The organism is Zoogloea sp. (genome assembly GCF_028689785.1).
Lineage (GTDB): Bacteria > Pseudomonadota > Gammaproteobacteria > Burkholderiales > Rhodocyclaceae > Zoogloea.
Map to the genome: position 1 here is coordinate 1 of NZ_JAQVCN010000048.1, position 21,108 is coordinate 21,108.

At 64.4% G+C, this 21,108-nt stretch carries 17 protein-coding genes; 3 read left to right on the forward strand and 14 right to left on the reverse strand.

What is annotated here, in order from left to right:
- Positions 1 to 187 precede the first annotated feature (187 nt).
- The 11 genes from dnaB to PHI64_RS17325 all read right to left on the reverse strand — a co-directional run bounded on the left by dnaB (position 188) and on the right by PHI64_RS17325 (position 11,631).
- A complete protein-coding gene (dnaB, locus tag PHI64_RS17275) occupies positions 188 to 1,573 on the reverse strand; it encodes a replicative DNA helicase (RefSeq protein ID WP_296568686.1) in 1,386 nt (461 codons plus the stop codon).
- A gap of 102 nt (positions 1,574 to 1,675) precedes the next feature.
- Positions 1,676 to 2,125 carry a 50S ribosomal protein L9 gene (gene rplI / locus PHI64_RS17280; protein ID WP_299885364.1) on the reverse strand — a complete coding sequence of 150 codons (450 nt, stop codon included), beginning with the start codon at positions 2,123 to 2,125 and terminating at the stop codon, positions 1,676 to 1,678.
- 15 nt (positions 2,126 to 2,140) lie between these two features.
- Entirely contained in the window at positions 2,141 to 2,410 is a 270-nt protein-coding gene (gene rpsR, locus PHI64_RS17285; protein ID WP_153162030.1) for a 30S ribosomal protein S18, read from the reverse strand.
- A complete protein-coding gene (gene priB / locus PHI64_RS17290; protein WP_299885369.1) occupies positions 2,382 to 2,726 on the reverse strand; it encodes a primosomal replication protein N in 345 nt (114 codons plus the stop codon). The genes rpsR and priB overlap by 29 nt, the downstream gene beginning before the upstream one ends.
- Position 2,727: 1 nt before the next feature.
- Positions 2,728 to 3,108 (reverse strand): 30S ribosomal protein S6, encoded by a 381-nt coding sequence (rpsF, locus tag PHI64_RS17295; RefSeq protein ID WP_299885372.1) that lies wholly within the window; start codon positions 3,106 to 3,108, stop codon positions 2,728 to 2,730.
- 149 nt (positions 3,109 to 3,257) lie between these two features.
- Positions 3,258 to 4,163, reverse strand: coding sequence for a hydroxymethylglutaryl-CoA lyase (locus tag PHI64_RS17300; RefSeq protein WP_299885375.1), 906 nt, complete (start codon positions 4,161 to 4,163; stop codon positions 3,258 to 3,260).
- Between the two features lie 16 nt (positions 4,164 to 4,179).
- A complete protein-coding gene (locus PHI64_RS17305) occupies positions 4,180 to 5,868 on the reverse strand; it encodes an AMP-binding protein (RefSeq protein WP_299885377.1) in 1,689 nt (562 codons plus the stop codon).
- An 80-nt stretch (positions 5,869 to 5,948) separates the two neighbouring features.
- On the reverse strand, positions 5,949 to 7,952 hold the full coding sequence (locus tag PHI64_RS17310) for an acetyl/propionyl/methylcrotonyl-CoA carboxylase subunit alpha (RefSeq protein ID WP_299885380.1): 2,004 nt from the start codon (positions 7,950 to 7,952) through the stop codon (positions 5,949 to 5,951).
- A gap of 88 nt (positions 7,953 to 8,040) precedes the next feature.
- On the reverse strand, positions 8,041 to 8,826 hold the full coding sequence (locus PHI64_RS17315; RefSeq protein WP_299885383.1) for an enoyl-CoA hydratase/isomerase family protein: 786 nt from the start codon (positions 8,824 to 8,826) through the stop codon (positions 8,041 to 8,043).
- A 9-nt stretch (positions 8,827 to 8,835) separates the two neighbouring features.
- Positions 8,836 to 10,443: a carboxyl transferase domain-containing protein gene (locus tag PHI64_RS17320; RefSeq protein ID WP_299885386.1), complete on the reverse strand. Its 1,608-nt coding sequence runs from the start codon at positions 10,441 to 10,443 to the stop codon at positions 8,836 to 8,838.
- Positions 10,444 to 10,458: 15 nt separating this feature from the next.
- Positions 10,459 to 11,631, reverse strand: coding sequence for an isovaleryl-CoA dehydrogenase (locus PHI64_RS17325; RefSeq protein ID WP_299885389.1), 1,173 nt, complete (start codon positions 11,629 to 11,631; stop codon positions 10,459 to 10,461).
- Between the two features lie 154 nt (positions 11,632 to 11,785).
- On the opposite strand from PHI64_RS17325, the gene PHI64_RS17330 reads away from it, so the two are divergent.
- Complete coding sequence (locus tag PHI64_RS17330) at positions 11,786 to 12,874, forward strand: AraC family transcriptional regulator (protein ID WP_299885392.1); 1,089 nt, start codon at positions 11,786 to 11,788, stop codon at positions 12,872 to 12,874.
- 140 nt (positions 12,875 to 13,014) lie between these two features.
- Positions 13,015 to 15,084, forward strand: coding sequence for a S8 family serine peptidase (locus PHI64_RS17335; protein ID WP_299885395.1), 2,070 nt, complete (start codon positions 13,015 to 13,017; stop codon positions 15,082 to 15,084).
- 117 nt (positions 15,085 to 15,201) lie between these two features.
- Here PHI64_RS17335 and PHI64_RS17340 read toward each other — a convergent pair whose 3' ends face one another.
- A complete protein-coding gene (locus PHI64_RS17340; RefSeq protein ID WP_299885398.1) occupies positions 15,202 to 18,186 on the reverse strand; it encodes a 7TM diverse intracellular signaling domain-containing protein in 2,985 nt (994 codons plus the stop codon).
- A gap of 333 nt (positions 18,187 to 18,519) precedes the next feature.
- Between PHI64_RS17340 and PHI64_RS17345 the strand changes: the two genes are divergently transcribed.
- Positions 18,520 to 19,074 carry a DUF924 family protein gene (locus PHI64_RS17345; RefSeq protein ID WP_299885401.1) on the forward strand — a complete coding sequence of 185 codons (555 nt, stop codon included), beginning with the start codon at positions 18,520 to 18,522 and terminating at the stop codon, positions 19,072 to 19,074.
- Between the two features lie 60 nt (positions 19,075 to 19,134).
- Here PHI64_RS17345 and PHI64_RS17350 read toward each other — a convergent pair whose 3' ends face one another.
- Together PHI64_RS17350 and PHI64_RS17355 are read right to left on the reverse strand one after the other, a co-directional pair.
- The gene (locus PHI64_RS17350; RefSeq protein WP_299885404.1) at positions 19,135 to 19,581 is read right to left on the reverse strand and encodes an SRPBCC family protein; all 447 of its coding nucleotides are present in this window, start codon (positions 19,579 to 19,581) and stop codon (positions 19,135 to 19,137) included.
- A gap of 104 nt (positions 19,582 to 19,685) precedes the next feature.
- Positions 19,686 to 20,945, reverse strand: a complete 1,260-nt coding sequence (locus PHI64_RS17355; protein ID WP_299885407.1) for an MFS transporter — start codon at positions 20,943 to 20,945, stop codon at positions 19,686 to 19,688.
- Positions 20,946 to 21,108 lie beyond the last annotated feature (163 nt).

Consider the following 21,108-nt stretch of genomic DNA (forward strand, 5'->3'; position numbering starts at 1 on the left):
CGAAAACTTCTTAACCACCGAAACAATCTACTTAACGCCAGCATCGCAACACTACCCCGCGACACCTTCCTCTTCACCGCTCCGGAGCACTTCATCGTGCGCCGCAGCGAAGAGAGGCCGAATTATAGACAATAATTCGGCGGGGTCAACACTTTCTTCGAAAAAACTTCAAATTCGCTCCACCCACTTAGTAACTGGGTGCCCCCGCGTAATTTTCGAAACGCGTGAACTCTCCCAAAAAAGTCATCCGGACCGTCCCCGTGGAACCGTTTCGGTGCTTGGAAATGATCAATTCCGCCATCCCCTTGTCCGGCGAGTCCGGGTTGTAGATCTCGTCTCGGTAAATGAACATGATGATATCGGCATCCTGTTCGATAGCTCCCGACTCACGCAGGTCGGATGCAACCGGGCGCTTGTTCGGACGTTGCTCGAGGCTACGGTTGAGCTGGGATAGCGCGATGATCGGAACATGCAATTCCTTGGCCAGGGATTTCACTGAACGGGAAATCTCGGACAATTCAGCAGAACGGTTGTCGCTCTCCTTCAGGGAAGTCATCAGCTGAAGGTAATCGATGACGATTAGGCCAAGGCGGCCGCACTGACGATGCAGGCGCCGGCAGCGCGCCCGGAGATCGGTCGGATTCAGGCCCGGCGTCTCATCAATAAAGATGGGTGCCTCGTGCAGCTTGCCCAGGGCGTAGGTCAGGCGCTGCCATTCCTCGTCGGTGAGTTTGCCTGTCCGGATCTTGTGCTGATCGATCCGCCCCACAGAGGACAGAAAACGAGTTGCCAACTGCGTACCCGGCATTTCCATGGAGAACACCGCCACGGGCAGGCCCGCTTCGACAGCTACCGTCTCTGCAATATTGAGCGCCAGGGACGTCTTGCCCATCCCCGGGCGCGCCGCCAGCACAATCATGTCGGACGGCTGCAGACCTGACGTCTTCTCATCAAGATCAGCCAAACCCGTCGGAACCCCCGTAATCCCCGCTGGCGAGTCCCGGTCATAGAGCTCCTGGATACGATCGACAACCTGGCCAAGGATCGGCTGAATGGGCACGAAGCCGCTCACCGTTCGCGCCCCGGCTTCCGCAATCTCGAACACCTTGGCCTCCGCCTCATCCAGAAGCGTCTTTGCATCCTTGCCCGAGGGCGTCAGCGCACTGGCCGCTATCTGGTCACCCACCGATACCAGCTTGCGCAGGATCGCCCGCTCACGAATGATCTCCCCGTAACGGCGAACATTGGCGGCAGACGGCGTGCTATTTGCAATCTCACCCAGATAGGCGAGCCCTCCCACATGCTCAGCCTCTCCATTTTTCTCGAGCGCCTCGTAGACGGTCACAACGTCAGCTGGCTTGCCCAGCTCTATCAGCCGGGCGATTTGGCGAAAAATGCGCCGATGGTCGTCCCGATAGAAGTCAGCTTCATTGACGATATCGCCAACACGCTCCCAGACCGTGTTGTCGATAAGCAGGCCGCCCAGCAAGGACTGCTCCGCCTCAATGGAATGAGGGGGCAGACGCAAGGCCGACATGACAGGATCTTCAGGCAGATTTTGAGAATTGCGCATGGGACATCAACCATCTAAAAAACACCGGTCTTGATCGACCAGAAAACAAAAAAGGCTGCACAAGGCAGCCTTTTTTGAGGACAGAAGAGAAAACCTCTTCGATCAGCTCTCGCCGACCACTGCAACGTTGATGGTAGCAGTGACGTCGGTGTGCAGGGAGACCACCAGCTGGGTCTCGCTCACAACCTTGAGCGGGCCTTCCGGCATGCGGACGGCAGACTTCTCGACGGCGAAGCCCTTGGCCTTCAGCGCATCAGCAACGTCGGCGTTGGTCACGGAGCCAAACAGACGACCATCCACGCCAGCCTTGCGGCTGATGGTGACGACAGTACCTTCGAGCTTCTCGCCTTCAGCCTGAGCGGCTGCCAGCTGCTCGGCAGCCAGGCGCTCAAGTTCGGCGCGACGGGCTTCGAACTCAGCCAGGTTGGCGGCATTGGCACGCTTAGCCTTGCCTTGGGGGATCAGGAAGTTACGGGCATAGCCGTCCTTAACCTTGACCACATCACCCAGACCACCCAGGTTGACAACCTTGTCCATAAGAATGATTTGCATGCTGTCTCTCCGGGATTACTGGTGCAGATCGGTGTACGGCAGGAGCGCGAGAAAACGCGCACGCTTGATCGCGGTGGACAGCTGACGCTGGTAGCCGGACTTGGTGCCGGTGATACGCGCCGGCATGATCTTGGCGTTTTCGGTGATGAAATCCTTCAGGATATCCACATCCTTGTAGTCGATTTCTTCGATCTTCTCTGCGCTGAAACGGCAGAACTTGCGACGCTTGAAGAGGCTGCGACCGCCACGGTCGTCCTTACGCTTCATTGCTGGCTTGAATGCCATGATTCGTTCCTTCCAAAAATTCGATCGTATCGATGTGCAATACAGGCGCCCTGCTGCGCAGGCTTTTCGCTGCGAGGAAGCCGGTGATTCGGGCACTGCAACCGAGGCGGGCGGCGGCGAGCAGACTCGCCTTTTCCCCCACGGCCACAACACTCAGTTCGAGCCCCACTTCCCGCGGGACTCCGGCTTCCACCTGCTTCGAGCGGTGCTCAATGCGTCCCGCCAGCACCGGCACACCGCCGGGGGAGTAACGCAGAGCCCCGATTTCGGTCAGGACACCATCAATCTGAAAACTGTTGCTACCCGTATCCTGCAAATCAGGCGGCGGGTTGCTCGGCCGGCTTGGCCTCGTCGGATGCGGAGGTCAGGGAGCGAGCCTTTTCTTCCTTCATCATCGGGGACGGGGTGGTCACGGCCTTCTTCATGCGGATGGACAGGTGGCGCAGCACGGCATCGTTGAACTTGAAGCCATGCTCCAGTTCGGCGATGGTCGGCTGATCGCACTCGATGTTCATCAGCACATAGTGGGCCTTGTGGATCTTGTCGATCGGGTAGGCCAGCTGACGACGACCCCAGTCTTCCAGGCGATGAACCTGGCCGCCTTGGGTGGTCACGAGGGAGCGGTAGCGCTCGATCATGGCGGGCACTTGCTCGCTTTGATCGGGGTGAACAATGAACACAACTTCGTAATGCCGCATGAGATCTCCTTCTGGATCAAAACCCTCCGTCATGCGAACGGTAGGGCAAGGTAAAAATCCGGACACCCGACCTGCACATGCAGACGGGCGAGCCGGCAATCATTTCACAACCCGGGAATTAATTCAAGGCTTTACGCACTCGAAGCTGCTTATCGGCGGCAGGCGCCCCTGGCGAGGCTGACCTTCGAGCCGTTGCTACGGCCCAGATGCTCACAGATCCAGGCCGAGGTTTCGATCAGGGCATCCAGCCGGATGCCTGTCTCGATGCCCAGTCCGTCGAGCATATACACGACGTCTTCGGTGGCCACGTTGCCGGACGCACCCGCCGCGTAAGGACAGCCGCCCAAGCCGGCCACCGAGGCATCAAAGGTGGCGACCCCGGCAAGCAGGGACGCATAGATGTTTGCCAGCGCCTGGCCGTAAGTGTCGTGATAATGCCCGGCCAGCCTGTCGATGGGCACCCGGCGCGCCACGGCGTCGAGCATGCGGCGGGTCTTGCCGGGAGTACCGGTGCCAATGGTGTCGCCAAGGCTGACCTCATAGCAGCCCATCTCGAAGAGGGTGGCCGCCACGCCAGCCACAGCCTCCGGTACCACCTCGCCCTCGTAGGGGCAGCCCAGCACGCAGGAAACGTAGCCACGCACCCTCACGCCCGCGGCCCGGGCCGCCTCGACAACAGGGGCAAAGCGATCCAGGGATTCGGAGATGGAGCAGTTGATGTTCTTCTGGCTGAACGATTCGGATGCGGCACCAAAGACCGCCACCTCACGGGCGCCGGCTGCGAGCGCCCCCTCGAAGCCCTTCAGGTTGGGCGTAAGCACCGGATAATCCACACCGGGCAGGCGCACGATGCGGGCCATCACCTCTGCGTTGTCTCCCATCTGCGGCACCCATTTGGGCGACACGAAGGACGTGGCCTCAATGGCGGGCAGGCCGGCCGCTCCCAGACGGGCGATGAGCTCGACCTTGGTGTCGGTGCTGACGATCTGCTTCTCGTTCTGCAGACCATCCCGGGGGCCGACTTCAACGATGCGGACGCGGCGGGGCAGGTTCATGGCTTTCCTCGTGGATTCAGGCGGTGGCGGCGTCTTGCAGGCCGAGGGTCTGCTTCATTTTCTCGCGGATCTGGAACTTCTGGATCTTGCCCGTCACCGTCATTGGGAAGCTGTCCACGAAGCTGATGTAGCGGGGAATTTTGTAGTGGGCGATCTGCCCCTGGCAGAAGGCGCGCACATCGTCCTCCGACAGCTTCTGCCCTTCCCTCGGGATGATCCACGCGCACAGCTCCTCGCCATACTTCTTGTCGGGCACACCCACCACCTGCACGTCCAGGATGGCGGGGTGGCGATACAGGAACTCCTCGATCTCCCGCGGATAGATGTTCTCCCCACCACGGATCACCATGTCCTTGATGCGCCCGACGATGTTGCAGAAGCCTTCGTCGTCAATCACGGCAATGTCGCCCGTGTGCATCCAGCCGGCCCGGTCGATGGCCTCCGCAGTCTTGGCCTCATCACCCCAGTAGCCGAGCATTACCGAATAGCCGCGGGTGCACAGCTCGCCCGGGGCACCCCTTGGGACGATGCGTCCGTCAGTATCGATGATCTTCACCTCGCAATGGGGCTGGACCCGGCCCACCGTGGACACCCGCCGCTCGATGGGGTCGTCGGTGCCGCTCTGGAAGCTCACTGGCGAGGTCTCGGTCATGCCGTAGGCAATGGTCACGTCGCGCATGTTCATGCGCTCAATGACCCGCTTCATCACTTCGATGGGGCAAGGGCTGCCGGCCATGATTCCGGTGCGCAGGCTGGACAGGTCAAATCCGGCAAAATCGGGGTGATCCAGTTGGGCGATGAACATGGTCGGCACCCCGTAGCTGGCGGTGCACTTCTCTTCCGCCACGGTTTGCAGCACGGCCAGGGGCTCGAAAGCCTCGGCCGGATAGACCATGGTTGCGCCGTGGGTGATGCAGCCCAGGTTGCCCATCACCATGCCGAAGCAGTGATAAAGCGGCACCGGGATGCACACCCGGTCGCCGGGCACCAGGCGGATGGCCTCTCCGACGAAGAAGCCATTATTGAGGATGTTGTGATGGGACAGGGTGGCACCCTTGGGGTTGCCGGTGGTACCCGAAGTGAACTGGATGTTGATGGGGTCGTCGAACTGCAGGCTTTCCCCCAACAGTTCCAGCTCACCCAGTTCGTCTCGGGATGGCGGGGCCAGCAGGGCATCAAAGTTAAGCATGCCCGGCGATCTCTCCGCCCCCATGCGGATCACGATTTCAAGCGTGGGCAGGGTGTGGGCCCGCAACAGGGCCGGCTCGCAGTGACTCAGCTCCGGCGCCAGATCTGCCAGCATGCCCAGGTAATCGCTGTTCTTGAAGGCCGGCGACAGGATCAGCGCCCGACAGCCCACCTTGTTGAGGGCGTACTCAAGCTCGCTGCGCCGGTAGGCCGGGTTGATGTTCACCAGCACCAGCCCGGCCTTGGCCGTGGCGAACTGGGTCAGCGTCCATTCCAGCCGGTTCTGGGCCCAGATGCCGATACGCTCCCCAGGCTTGAGCCCCAGGCGGATCAGGCTGCAGGCCAGGGCATCCACCTTCTGGCGCAGCGCCGCGTAGGTCAGCCGCACGCCCTGGTGGCGAACCACCAGAGCTTCCCGCGCGCCGTGCAAGGCGCAGGCCTCGTCAAAATAGCGGCCGATGGTCTGGCCGATCAGGGGCTTGTCCGATGCACCATGGACGTAGCTCATTTCACTCATGCTGTCTCCTCACACTCGTGCTGTGCAGTTCCGGCTCCGTCTGCGCGGAGTGCCGGAGTCTCATATCCCCGGGATGGCAATCAAACCGGGCTGACTTCGAAATCCACCAGCTCGGCGCCATCCCCCACCTGGTCACCCACGCCATACCGGAAGCCCTTCACCGTGCCGGCGGCCGGCGCGGTGATGGTGTGCTCCATCTTCATGGCCTCGAGGATCAGCAGCGGTGCGCCCTTCTCTACCGTGGCGCCCTCGGCGGCGATCAGGGCGATGACCTTGCCCGGCATTGGCGCCAACAGGCCACCCTCGGCGCCACCACCCTCGCCGCTGTGGTGCAGCGGATCGACGGCCGAAAACTGCCAGGCCCGGCCGTGCCCGAACACATGGCGCCGCTCGCCCGCCACCACCACCGTGGCGGTGGTGCGCAGGCCATCGAACTCGGCGCGCAGCAGGCCACGGGGGTTGAGGTTGCCGCTGACCGTACTGACAACGCCATCCACCGTGATGCGGAAGGCCTTGCCGAGATGCTCGACCTGCACCGACCTCTGCTCGTCGCCCAGGCGGAACATCAGGCTGCGCACCGCACCGGCATTGACCCGCCAACCATCCCGCAGGTGCCAGGGCGATGCCGGCTCGGGGTGGCGGGTGGCGCTAAGGGCGGCGCGCTCCTGTTCCCGCAACAGCTCCGCCAGGGTCACGGCCAGCCAGGACTCACGGGTTGCGCCGACGTCCTCCGGGAAGAGATAGTCCTTCTCCCGCTCAATCAGGCCGGTGTCCAGATCTGCGTTGGCAAAAGCCGGGCAGGCAGTGAGGCGCGACAGGAACTCGATATTGTTGGAAACACCGACCACCCGGTAATCCGCCAGGGCCTGCAGCATGCGCGCCAGGGCCCGGTCGCGATTCACGTCCCAGACAATGAGCTTGGCGATCATCGGGTCGTAGAAGGGCGAGATCTCGTCCCCCTCCTCCACGCCGGTATCGACCCGCACATGCATGCCCTCTTCCGGCGGCGCCAGGTGCACCAGGCGGCCGGTGGAAGGCAGGAAGCCCTTCGACGGGTCCTCCGCATAGATGCGCGCCTCCAGCGCGTGGCCGTTGATGGCCAACTGCTCCTGGGCCAACGGCAGGGGTTCGCCAGAGGCCACACGGAGCTGCCACTCCACCAGGTCGAGCCCGGTGATCATCTCTGTGACCGGGTGCTCCACCTGCAGGCGGGTGTTCATCTCCATGAAGTAGAAGCTGCCATCCTGGTTGGCGATGAACTCCACGGTGCCGGCGCCCACGTAGCCCACGGCCTTGGCCGCATCGACGGCGGCCTTGCCCATGGCGGCACGGCGCTCCGGCGTCATGCCCGGTGCGGGCGCTTCTTCAAGCACCTTCTGATGGCGCCGTTGCACCGAACAGTCACGCTCGAACAGGTACACCACGTTGCCCTGAGTATCGCCGAACACCTGGATCTCGATATGGCGCGGACGGGTCAGGTACTTCTCCACCAGCACATGGTCGCTGCCAAAACTGGATGCTGCCTCACGCTTGCAGGAGGCCAGCGCATCAAGGAAGTCCTCGCTCTTCTCCACCAGACGCATGCCCTTGCCGCCACCGCCGGCGGCGGCCTTGATGAGCACCGGGTAGCCGATGGCATCAGCCTGCACATTGAGAAAACCGGGCTCCTGATGGTCGCCGTGGTAGCCGGGGGTCAGGGGCACGCCTGCCTTTTCCATCAGCTTCTTGGCCTCGGACTTGGAACCCATGGCCCGGATCGCCGAGACCGGCGGGCCGATGAAGACGATGCCGGCCTCCTCGCAGGCATGGCAGAAGTCCTCGTTCTCGGAGAGGAAACCATAGCCCGGGTGGATGGCCTGGGCGCCGGTCTGCTTCGCCGCGGCGATGATCTTGTCGATGACCAGGTAGCTCTCGCGCGCCGCCGCCGGCCCAATCAGCACGGCCTCGTCGGCCAAGCGTACATGCCGCGCACCCGCATCGGCCTCGGAATACACGGCGACAGTCTTGATGCCCATACGGCGGGCCGTCTTGATGACCCGGCAGGCGATCTCCCCACGATTGGCGATCAGAATCTTGTTGAACATGCTTGTCTCCCGCTTTCCCTTGTAGGGGCGACTTCAGTCGCCCGCAGACGTCGATTCAGGTTGGGCGACTGAAGTCGCCCCTACAGATCTAGGCCGGCACCCACGCCGCCGGGCGCTTGTCGAGGAAGGCGGCGAGGCCCTCCTTCGCTTCGGGCGTGGCGCGCAGGCTGGCAATGCGGCGGGCGGTATCCTCGACCAGATCGTCACCGACAGGCCGGTCGGCCACGGCACGGATCAGGTCCTTGGCGGCGGCCTGAGATTTCGGCCCCCCCTGCAGCAGGGCGGTCACGATGTCCTGCACCCGGGCATCGAGCCCGTCTGCCGCGGTCGCCTCGTGGGCCAGGCCCAGCTCGGCAGCACGGCCGGCGGAGATCCGCTCGGCAGTCTGAAAATAGCGGTGGGCCTGGCGAGCGCCGATCGCGCGGATCACATAGGGGCTGATGGCCGAGGGGATGATGCCGAAGCGGACCTCGGAGGTGGCGAACACCGCCCCTTCACCCGCAATGCAGATGTCGCAGGCCGAGGCGAGCCCCATGCCGCCGCCCAGGGCCGCCCCATGCACGCGGGCGATGGTCGGCTTCGTCATCTCGGCCAGGGTACGCAGCATGCCGGCGAGCTTGCGTGCATCCTCGATGTTCTCCTCGACACTGGCATTGCCGGCACGCTTCATCCAGTTGAGATCGGCCCCCGCCGAAAAGCTCTTGCCGCGCCCGGCCAGCACCACCACCCGCACCGTGTCGTCGGCGTCCAACTGGCGGCAGGCCGCGGTGAGCTCGGCGATGAGCTGCTCGTTGAAAGCGTTATGCACGTCGGGGCGGTTCATCCACAGGGTGGCGACACCGCCGTCGCGGACGATTTCCAGGGTTTCGTACATGGCGCCCCCTTACATCCGGAACAGGCCGAACTTCGTCGGCTGGATCGGGGCGTTGAGGCTGGCCGACAAGGACAGACCCAGCACGCGGCGGGTCTGGGCCGGGTCCACCACACCGTCGTCCCACAGGCGGGCGGTGGCGTAATAGGGATGCCCCTGATCTTCGTACTGCTGGCGGATCGGCGACTTGAAGGCCTCCTCCTCGTCCTTGCTCCAGCTGCCGCCCTTGGCTTCAATACCCTCCCGGCGCACGGTGGACAGCACGCTGGCGGCCTGCTCACCGCCCATCACGGAGATGCGGCTGTTGGGCCACATCCACAGGAAGCGGGGGCTGTAGGCACGGCCGCACATGCCGTAGTTACCGGCGCCGAAGCTGCCGCCGATCAGCACGGTGAGCTTGGGCACCTGGGCGGTGGCCACGGCGGTGACCATCTTGGCCCCGTCCTTGGCGATGCCGCCGTTCTCGTACTTGCGGCCGACCATGAAGCCGGTGATGTTCTGCAGGAATACCAGCGGCACGCCGCGCTGGGCACACAACTCGATGAAGTGGGCGCCCTTCTGGGCCGACTCGCCGAACAGGATGCCGTTGTTGGCGACAATGCCGATGGGCATGCCGTACAGGTGGGCAAAGCCGGTGACCAGGGTGGTGCCGTAGCGGGCCTTGAACTCGTCGAAACGGGAGCCATCGACGATGCGGGCGATCACTTCGCGCACGTCGTAGGGCTTGCGGGTGTCGGTGGGGATCACCCCGTACAGCTCGGCCGGGTCGTAGAGCGGCTCCTCCGCATCCAGCAGCTTGAGGCCCACCGGCTTGTTGCGGTTGAGGGTGCCGACGATGCGCCGGGCGATATGCAGGGCGTGGGTGTCGTTCTCGGCCAGGTGGTCGGCCACCCCGGAGACACGGGTGTGCACATCGCCACCGCCCAGGTCTTCGGCGGTCACCACCTCGCCGGTAGCGGCCTTCACCAGCGGTGGCCCGCCCAGGAAGATGGTGCCCTGGTTCTTGACGATGATGGTCTCGTCGCTCATGGCCGGCACGTAGGCGCCGCCCGCGGTGCACGAGCCCATCACCACGGCGATCTGGGGAATGCCCAGAGCCGACATGTTGGCCTGATTGAAGAAGATGCGGCCGAAGTGATCCTTGTCGGGGAAGACTTCATCCTGCTTGGGCAGGAAGGCACCGCCGGAATCCACCAGATAGATGCACGGCAGCCGGTTTTCCTGGGCGACCTCCTGGGCACGCAAGTGCTTCTTGACCGTCATCGGGTAATAGGTGCCGCCCTTCACGGTGGCATCGTTGGCCACGATCATGCACTCGGTGCCATTGACCCGGCCGATGCCGGTGATCACCCCGGCTGAGGGCGCATCGTTGTCGTACATCCCGTAGGCGGCCATCTGGCCGAGTTCGAGAAAGCCGGTGCCGGGGTCGAGCAGATGATCAACCCGGTCGCGGGGCAGCAGCTTGCCGCGGGCCACGTGCTTGGCCCGGGCCGCCTCACCGCCGCCAAGGGACACCCGCGCAGCCTTCTCGCGCAAGTCGGCCACGATCTTGCTCATCTGGGCCGCGTTGGCCTGGAACTCGGGCGACCGGGGGTTGATGCTGGATTTGATGACGCTCATATCGGCTTCCCTTGCTCAAGCCGTTTCCGAGAACAGCTCGCGGCCGATCAGCATGCGGCGGATCTCGCTGGTGCCGGCGCCGATCTCGTAGAGCTTGGCGTCACGCCACAGGCGGCCGACCGAGTATTCGTTGGTGTAGCCCACACCACCCAGGGTCTGGATGGCTTCGCCCGCCATCCAGGTGGCCTTCTCGGCGGAGTACAGGATGGCGCCGGCGGCGTCCTTGCGCAGGGTGCGCGAGTGATCGGTACGATCACAGGCCTGGCCCACCGCGTATACATAAGCGCGGGTGGCCATCCAGGTGGAATACATGTCGGCCAGCTTGCCCTGCATCAGCTGGAACTCGCCGATACTCTGGCCAAACTGCTTGCGGTCGTGGAGGTAGGGCACGACTTCGTCCATGCACGCTGCCATGATGCCCAGCGGGCCGCCGCACAGCACGGCGCGCTCGTAGTCAAGGCCACTCATCAGCACCTTGACGCCATTACCCACGCCACCCAGCACGTTCTCCTCGGGCACCTCCACATCGTCGAAGAACAGCGGGAAGGTGTTGGAACCGCGCATGCCCAGCTTGTCCAGGTGGGTGCCATGGGTGAAGCCCTTCATGCCCTTCTCGATGATGAAGGCGGTCATGCCCCTGGGGCCCGCCTCGATATCGGTCTTGGCATACACCACCAGGGTGTCGGCATCGCCGCCATTGGTGATCCACATCTTGGCGCCGTTGAGCACGTAGCGATCACCCTTTTTATCGGCGCGCAGCTTCATGCTCACCACATCGGAGCCAGCGTTGGGCTCGCTCATGGCCAGGGCGCCCACATGGTCGCCGGAGATCAGCTTGGGCAGATACTTCTGCTTCTGGGCCTCGGTGCCGTTACGGCGGATCTGGTTGACGCACAGGTTGGAGTGGGCGCCGTAGGACAGACCAACCGAAGCGGAAGCGCGGGAGACTTCTTCCAGCGCGATGATGTGCGCCAGGTAACCCATGTTGGTACCGCCGTATTCTTCGGGGGCGGTCATGCCATGCAGGCCCAGATCGCCAAGCTTCTTCCACAGATCGGCAGGAAACTCATTCACCCGGTCGATCTCGGCGGCGCGGGGCGCGATTTCCTTGGCCGCAAAGGCCTGGATGGTGTCGCGCAGGGCTTCGATGGTATCGCCGAGATGGAAATCGAGGCTGGGTACGTTCATGGTTTGTCTCCTCCGGAAGATGGGTATGGCGGGACCGGACCTGGCAGCCCCTGTCAACACATGGCAGAGTACGTGCCCGACAGCCTTGCCGGGCGCCATCGTGGTTGCAGATCGTGCCACCAACTCCGAGCACAAGCGCTAAGATCTCCGGGCCATGAAAAAGCCTGCTCCCGACCCCCGCCTGTCCAGCCAATCCCGCGCTGCGACACCGATTGCCTTCATCGCCGCAATTCTCGCCGGATACCGCCGCTACGGTGCAGACCCGGCCAATGCCCTGGCTCGCGCAGGCATCAACCCGACCCTCCTCCAACACCCCGAGGCGCGGGTCACGGCAAGCCAGATGGAGATCATGTCGGGGGCTGCCATGCAGGAACTTGACGACGAGGCCCTAGGCTGGTTCTCCCGGCGCCTGCCCTGGGGCAGCTACGGCATGCTGTGCCGGGCCTCCATCACCTCGCCCAACCTGGGGGTGGCCCTGAAACGCTGGTGCCGCCACCACCGCCTGCTCACCGATGACATCGACCTTCGCCTGGAGGTGAGTGGCAGCGAGGCACGCTTCACCCTCCACCCCCGCCGCGAGCTGGGTGAGCTTCGCGAGTTCTGTCTGGTCACCCTGCTGCGCTACGTGCTGGGTTACGCCTGCTGGGCTATCGATTCGCGCATCGCCCTGCAGGAGACACGCTTCCCCTTCCCCCCGCCTCCCCACGCCGCAACCTATCCCCTGCTCTTCCCGGGCCCGGTGCAGTTCAACGCCTACGCCGCCGGTTTCAGCTTCGACACCCGCTACCTGGCTCTGCCCATTCGCCGCGACGAAGCCGCCCTGCGCACCATGCTGCAGCGTGCCCTGCCTCTCACCGTGCTCCAGTACCGGCGCGACCGCCTGCTGGTGGAGGGTGTGCGGCAATTCCTGCGCAGCCCCGACAAAGGGGGCGCCACCGCTGAGCAGGTCGCCGAGCACCTTCATGTCTCCGTGCGCACCCTGCACCGGCAGCTCAAGGATGAAGGCTCGTCCCTGCAGCAGCTCAAGGACGACACCCGCCGCGATCACGCCATGACGCTCCTCGACCGCAGCCGCAAATCGGTGAAGCAGATCTCGGCCCTGGTGGGCTTCGCCAACGAGAAGAGCTTCACCCGGGCCTTCCGCACCTGGACCGGGCTGCCCCCCCAGGCCTGGCGGGAGCGCAATCAGGCGGCAGAAGGGGGCAGCACGCCCATGGAATGGGGCAACAGGCCTGCACGTTAGCAAGCTCCCGAACTTGGCCGGCACCGACCACCAGTACCGCAACACGAGTTAAGCGCGTCACATCTCCAGGCTCCCGCATCGGCTAAGACGGAGTGAAATATTCCATAAGAATTTTGCCTACCCATTCTTCAGGAGCTTCTGTGCCCTCCCCCCTTATTGCTACGTTGCCCGTATCGCTCGCAGCCCTGCTCACCGTCACTTCAATGGGTCCAGCCCTCGCCGAGTCTGGCTCAGGTCCGGCACTCACCCTCGCCGAAGGGCAGATGCGCCTCGAAGCCCGGTTGCGAAACATGGGAATCGGCGCCGGCAAGCCCGTTTCGATGCCCGCCTCCATCGACACCGCCCGGCAAATCAAGAAGGCCATGCAGGGCAACGAGCGCCCGGCACAGCACGGGCAGGTGGATGGTCTGGCCATCCGCTTCCGCGCTCCTGAAGTGCAGGCACTGTCAGCCAACAACGCTCCACCACCTGACGCCCTCATCACGCAACTCAATGGTGCCGCCGGCGGCGAGCTGCGCTTCCACCGCGCCATGTCCATGGGCTTCCACGTGTTCCGCTTTCCCAGCCCGAAGACGGCAGCAGAGGTCGAGACCATCGTCACGCGGCTGCGGGCCCTGCCGGATGTCGAGAAAGTGACCGAAGATGTCCGCTCAACCCGCAACCTCACTCCCAATGACGTCTCGTTCCCCAAACAGTGGAACATGCAATCGGTCTATTTTTACGCTGGCTCCGCCAATCTGTCGTCCGCGTGGACGATCACCACCGGCTCCGCCAATACGGTTGTCGCTGTGCTCGACACCGGCATCACCGCCCACCCGGAGCTCCAGTCCCGCGTGCTGCCGGGCTACGACTTCATCTCCGACCCGTTCACCGCCAACGACGGCAACGGGCGCGACCCCGATGCCAGCGACCCGGGCGACTGGACAGCCGACAACGAGTGCGGTGCGGGCATCCCCGGACGGCCCTCAAGCTGGCATGGTACCCACGTAACCGGCATCATCGCCGCAACCGGCAACAACTGGTCGGGCATTGCGGGCACGAACTGGAATACCCGCATTCTCCCTGTGCGGGTGCTGGGCAAATGCGGCGGAAGCGTTTCGGACATCATCGACGGCATGCTGTGGGCCGTCGGCCTCGCAGTACCCGGCGTCCCCCTCAATCCCTACCCAGCCCAGGTGCTCAATCTGAGCCTGGGTGGCTGGAGCCCCGGTGGCTGTACCTACGGCTATGAGGAAGCACTCAACCGGGTACGGGCCACCGGCGCACTGGTGGTTGCCGCAGCGGGCAACGACGACACAGAATCCGCCTACACCGTACCTGCAGCCTGCGATGGCATGATGACCGTCGGAGCGGTGGACCATGACGGCTACCGGGCCAGCTACAGCAACTATAGCTTCGTGAATACGGTAAGCATCTCGGCCCCCGGCGGCGACATCAGCTACTACGGCACCCCGGGCTCAGGCATCTATTCGACCATCAACTCAGGCAGCAAATGGCCGGTTTCCAGCAGCTACGGTTACTTCGAAGGCACCAGCATGGCGGCGCCCCACGTTTCGGGCATTGCCGCCCTCGCCCTGGCCCGCGACCCGCTGATCAGCCCTGAAGTCCTGTACTTCTCGATCTACCTGTCGAGCCACGACTTTCCCCGGGACTCCATCTGCAGCAGTTATGCGGAGACCTACCTCCTGTGTGGCGCCGGCATCGTCGACGCTTACCAGACCCTCCTGACCGTCTCCGCGCTGGAACCCTACATGCTGGTGACCGAGTACTACAACGTGGACATCCGGCACTACTTCCGCACTGGTGCACGCAGTGACTCCGCCTTCATCCTCGCCGGCAATGCCGGCAACGGCTGGCGCGATACCTACGACTACTTTATGGCCTGGCGCGACGCATCCAGCGGCGCCCAGCCCGTCTGCCGGTTTTACGCCAAGGGGCCGAACTCTCACTTTTTCACCGCCGACGCCAAGGAGTGCGATGACGTCAAGGGCTACCCGGGCTGGGTTTATGAGGGCATCGCCTACTACATGAAAGTCCCGAAAAACAATGCCTGCCCGGTAGGCAGCGTGCCGGTCTATCGCCTCTACAACAACCGCTTCGCCCAGAACGACTCGAACCACCGCTTCACCACCGACATGGATGTGGTCACCCAGATGATGCAGTCCGGCTGGCTCTTTGAAGGCGTCAAGATGTGCGGGGGTGGCGGCTAAGCACCGGCCCCGCCACCGAGCCGGGGGCCCCACGCTCGTGAAGCAGTCGTAGCGAGCGGTTCGCCCCCCAATCCGTTCAGCCGTTCAAAGCATGCCGTGCGCAGCACAAGGGCAGGATCAGGCCTGTGGATCACGCTGCCGAGCATTCCGGGGCATCCAGCGGAGTAGCGTGGCATAGAAGGATTCGGCACCCACGGGTTTGCCTATGTGGTCATCCATGCCAGCCTCGATGCAGGCCAGGCGGTCCTGCTCGAAGGCATTGGCGGTCAGGGCAACGATGGGGGTGTGCTGCCTGCCGGGCAGGGCGCGGATCATCCGGGCGGCCTCGAAACCGTTCAGCTTCGGCATTTGCAGGTCCATCAGAATCAGATCGTAGTCGGTCAGCCTGGCCAGCTCGACCGCCCGGGCACCGTCCTCGGCCAGGTCCACGTTGAGGCTGGCCACCTTCAGCAACTCCCGGGACAGCTCCCGGTTGATCGGCTCATCCTCCACCAGCAGCACGCGGGCCCCACTGCAGGTCTGGCGCAGGCGGTTTTCGGCGGCGTCGGGGGGCTCGGCGGCGCCCTGCACGGGCTCGGGGTGAGCCACTGCCAGGGGCACGGCAAACCAGAAAACACTGCCCGCACCGGGCACACTGTCCACGCCGATGGAGCCCCCCATCAGTTGCGTCAGCCGCTTGCTGATAGTCAGCCCAAGGCCGGTCCCCCCGTACTTGCGCGTGGTCGAATTGTCGGACTGCTCAAAGGCCAGGAACAGGCGCTTCTGATCTTCAACGGGGATGCCGATCCCCGTATCGAGCACCTCGAAACGCACCAGGAGGCTGGCCCCCTTCCCCTCCGGCGTCAGCACCCGCACGCTCACCCCACCCCGATGGGTGAACTTGACCGCATTGCTGACCAGGTTGAGGAGGATCTGCCCGAGGCGCACCGGATCACCACTCAGCCGACGCCCGGCCAGGGCCGGGGCGATGTCCACATCCACACTCAGGCCCTTGGCTGCAGCCGTCGGGGCAATCAGGGCAGTGAGGCTGTCGAGGACTTCCCCAAGGGTGAAATCCACGCTTTCGAGGCTCATGCGTTCCGCCTCGATCTTTGAAATGTCCAGGATGTCGTTAATCACCGCGAGCAGGTGACGGGAGGCCTGGCGGGCCATCTGCAGCTGCGCTATCTGTTTCGGATCGCTCGCCCGCCGCAGCGCCAGATCGGTCATGCCCATGATGCCGTTCATGGGGGTCCTGAGTTCGTGGCTCATGTTGGCCAGGAAGGCGCTCTTGGCCCGACTGGCACTCTCGGCCACCTCCTTGGCGATGGACAGCGCCGCTGTGCGCTCAACAACCAGATCTTCGAGATGCCGGCGATGCAGCGCCAACTCGGCGTCCAGCTGCCTGCGTTCAGTCACATCCCGCCCCGAACCCACGGTGCCGATGATCTCCCCGTTCTCATTAACAAACGGCGCCTTACGCACGTCCAGCACCAGCAAACGGCCGCGGATGTTGCCGCTCTCCTCAAAGGTGGACGAACTCCCCCGTGCCAGGGTGACGGCATCGGAGTCACCGCACTGCTCGCCAAAGGTATGCCAGTGAGGGTCCTCCGGACGGGCCGCGCGCTCGCGCAAGGCGAAAAACAGGTCACTGCGGCCAACCGGCTCGTCCGTATCGGCCGCGCACAGCAAGTCGCGGCACATAGCCTGGTTGGCAAACAGGTAACGCCCTTCAAGATCCTTGGCCCAGATCATGTCCGGCACGTTGTCGCACATCAGACGCAGCAGCGCGGCCAGCTTGGCCGAACGCTCGGTGGACTCGGCCAGCTCGGCAGTGCGCTGGACAATGCGCTGCTCCAGGGCCTTCTCGGAGACCTCCAGGGCTTCCCGGGCGAGCCGCTCGGCGGCCAGGGCCTCAGCCTGGGCCTGGTCCTTGTCGCGCCGCAGGATGTGGATGCGGCTGGCCAGAGCAAAGGAAAACAGCAGCATTTCCAGGGCCGAGCCGATCTGCATGCCGTAGGAGGTGAGCGGGTTGGTGGGCAGCCAGTTGAGGGTGCGCAGGGACAGCATCGCCACCCCCAGAAGAAGCAGGGTCCAGGCCACCAGAAAAATGCGCGCCGCCGGCTGCCCGCGCTGGAAGGCCAGCAGCCCGCCCACCACCGCAACGCACGAGAAAGCCGTGCCCACCAGCGCCGTGGCCACGCCCCCGGGGCGATAAGCGTAGATCACCGGAATCAGGCCGGCGATCACGAAGCACAGTTGCAGGATACGGATCAGGCGGTCAAGCCCGGGTGCCGCCTGGGCTGTCTGCAGAAACTGCCGGGTAAAGATCGCCCCGAAGAAACCGGTGAGACAGAAGCCCACCGGCAGCGCCACATTGCCCCAGCCCGGCGCCCGGGGCCACAGATATTGATTGCCGAGGCCAAGCATGGACAGCTGGGCCATCGCCATCGACACCACACAGGCCACATACACCAGGTAGATACGCTCCCGCAGGGAGAAGTACAGCAGCAGGTTGTAGATGCCGAGGGCCAGCAGCATGCCGAAATACAGAGCCAGCACCCCGTACACTTTCTGATCGTTCTCGTGCAGGGCCTGGGGCGCCCACAAAGTCGCCGGCAGCGTCAAGCTGCCGCCCGAGCGGACCTGCAGATACACCGTCTGCTCCCCCCCAGGCGGCACCACCACTGGAAAAACCAGATTGCGGTGCGCGAAGGGCCATTCCTCGTGGGGCAACAGATCACCACCACGCAGATGTACCCGTCGCGCGCCCTGCACGGTATGGAAGTCGACGAAATCCAGCGCCGGGTAGGCCAGTTCCAGCAACCAGTCCCGGGCCGCACCAGCGTCGGCCACAAGCCTCAGGCGCAGCCAGTAGGTGGAGGCCGAGTAGCCGAAGTTCAGGTCGCTTTCCCCAGCCACCGGAGCAAAGCGGCGGTCCATGTCGGGGCGCAGCACGTCATCGATGGAAAGCTGGCCGGAGGGGTCCTCAAGCACCTCCAGGTAGGGCCGCAGGGCGAGGCAACGGGTATCCGGCGCCAGCGTGGCGGGGCTCAGGGCATGCCCATTGGCCGAGGTGACAATCCAGGCGACAAGCACCAGCAGCCAACGAACGTACCGCATCCCACTCCCTCGCGAAGATCTATCCTGGCCGTCGATGCGCGGCCGCGCCTCCCGGCACACGCGCGACATGGTGCCATCGAAAGCCTGGCTCCGCGACATGGAGGCCGTCAGCCCCCCCCTGTCGGGGTGCAACCGCAAGGCTGGAAAGAGCCTTCGCCGGCTCGTGCCCTGACAGGAAACCCTCCCGCCGACGTCTCGCAGCCCGCCGATACGGGCCTAACGCTGAGGCCGGACAGCGCCACCCCGACCGACAACTTGCACATTCCGAGCCTACATGATGAGATTCCCGGACGCGCCCTGCCATGCGCCCCGCCGCGAGAAAGGAAACGCACCATGACCACCGCCCTGCCCTCACCCGACGAAGTGCTCGCCTTCTGGTTCGACGAGACGGAACCCCACCAGTGGTGGAGCCGCTCCGACACCTTTGACCGGAAGATCGCAGCCCGCTTCGGCTCCCTGCATGAAGCGGCCGCCCGCTGCGAGCTCCATGCCTGGCGTACGACCCCGCCCGGGCGGCTGGCGGAGATCATCGTGCTCGACCAGTTCTCCCGCAATCTCCACCGCGACCGGCCCCGCGCCTTTGCCTGCGACAGCCTGGCCCTGGCCCTCGCCCAGGTCGCTGTAGCTGCCGGTGCCGACCTGGCCCTGCCGCCAGTACAACGCACCTTTCTCTACATGCCCTACATGCACAGCGAATCCCCGGCCATCCATGAGCTCGCCGTAGTCCTGTTCAGCCAGCCGGGCCTGGAAGGCAACCTGGATTTCGAACTGCGCCACAAGGCCATCATCGACCGCTTTGGCCACTACCCGCACCGCAACGCCATTCTTGGCCGCCCCTCGTCCGCCGAAGAGATCGCCTTCCTGGAGACCCCCGGCTCATCCTTCTGAACCCGGCACGCAGCCCCTCCAGCAGGGACGACGGAGACCGGCAGGTTGATCAACCCGCGCTCAGCCCGGGATCTCCGCCTCCACCAGCAGAGTCAGCATGGCCAGCGACTCCTGCCAGCCAAGGTGGCACGACTCGGGGGGAATGACCCCCGGAATACCCTCCTGCACCACCACCATCTCGGTACCGCAGGACACCGCCCGCAAGCTCACGGCGGTCTGCATCTCCCCGGGCAGGTTCGGGTCGTCGAAGGCTGCGGTGTACACAATCCGCAGCCCGGGCTGCAGCTCCCGATAGATGCCGCCGAAGGCGTGGCTGTGCCCGCTGGCGAAGTGGGTGAAGGACATCCGGTAGCGCCCACCCACCCGCGCATCCATCTCATGCACCAGGGCGGTGAAACCGTGGGGCGGCAGCCACTTGACCATCGCGGCGGGGTCGAGGAAGGCACGGTAAATGCGTTCCGGCGGTGCACGCAGCACGCGGTGCAGGGTGACGGTGTGGGTATTCATGATGCCTTCCCGAAAAACGGAGGACGTCCCTCCAAGGCTACGACGATCGGCCGGAGCAGGAATCGACATGTGGCTCCGACCACCAGCACACAGCATACGGTCCCTCAGCCCGCACTTGCATCGTGCTCCGCCACATGCCCCGTCAGGCGCCCGCGCCGGCTGGCCAGGAAGAGGACGAACAGCAACAGCACCACCCCCTCGAGAATCATTGTTCGCCCCGGCCCGATGGCGCTGGCGATGAAACCCGCGAGCAGTCCGCCGAGGGCGTCGAAGCCGAAACGGGCCGAAGTGAAGAAGGACACGATGCGCCCCCGCAGGCGATCTGGCGCCATGCTTTGCAGCAGCATGTTGATGCCCACGTTGCATACCGAGATGCCGAAACCCAGGGCCACCATCGCTGCGATGGCCATCGGCAGCAGGCGGGTCCACCCGAAGGCCAGCAAGGCCACGGCACTCACCGCCGTCCCCACGCTGATCGCCCCGGTCAGCCCCGGCACCGAGCGCCGGGTGGCCAGGAAGATCGTCGACCCGAAGGCTCCGCAACCGGCCGCGCCCCACAGCCAGCCCAGAGTGCGCGCATCGCCGGCAAACACCTCGGCGGCAAACACCGGTAGCAGCACCGCGTAGGCCGAGGCAGTCAGGTTGAGGGCCATCAGCACGATGATCAGCATGCGTACCGGCCAGGTGTGCCACGCATAGGCCAGCCCTTCCTTGAACACGTCCCCCACCGAGCCCTCGGCGCGGGGTGTGGCCGGCACCTTCACCGACACCACAGCGACGAACAGGGCCAGGAAGGTGATGGCATTGAGGGCGAAGCAGGCCGCCTCCGAGGTGAGGCCCAACAGCAGCCCCGCCACCGGCGGGCCGATGAAGCGCCCGGTGTTGAACAGCATGGCGTTCAGGGCCAGGGCATTGGGCAGATCCTCCCGGCGCGCCACGAACACGCTGATCAGCGACTGGCGCAAGGGCGTATCAAAGCTGTTGAGTACCCCCAGCAGCACCGCCATACCCACCAGCAAACGCGGCCCCACCCAACCGGCCCAAGTCAGCCCGGCCAGCACCAGAGCCTGGGTGGCCAGCAGGCCTTGAACCCACAGCAGCCACTTGCGTTTGTCATGCTTGTCGATCCACGCCCCGGCCAGAGGCCCCACCAGCAACTGAGGGATCAGCGCAGCAAAGGCCGTGACCCCGAGCAGGGCGGCCGACCCGGTAATGCGGTACACCAGCCAGGCCATGGCCACCTGCTGGATCCAGGAGCCGAGGATGGACACGGCCTGGCCCAGGAAGTAGAGACGGAAATTGCGGTGTTCGAGGGCACGCATCCCGGCGGGCAGGCGCAAGGGCAACGCAGAAGACTTGGGCATTGGGACAGGCGTAACGAAGTGCGGCGAAGCGGAAATGACCGGCTCCACCGCTTGCACAACAGGGAGAACCGATCATGGAACAAGGATTTCACTAATATATTAATCGCTTACCCTGAATCTGCCCACTCGTGCACCACGCCGGCCATGCCTCGCGCGGGTAACG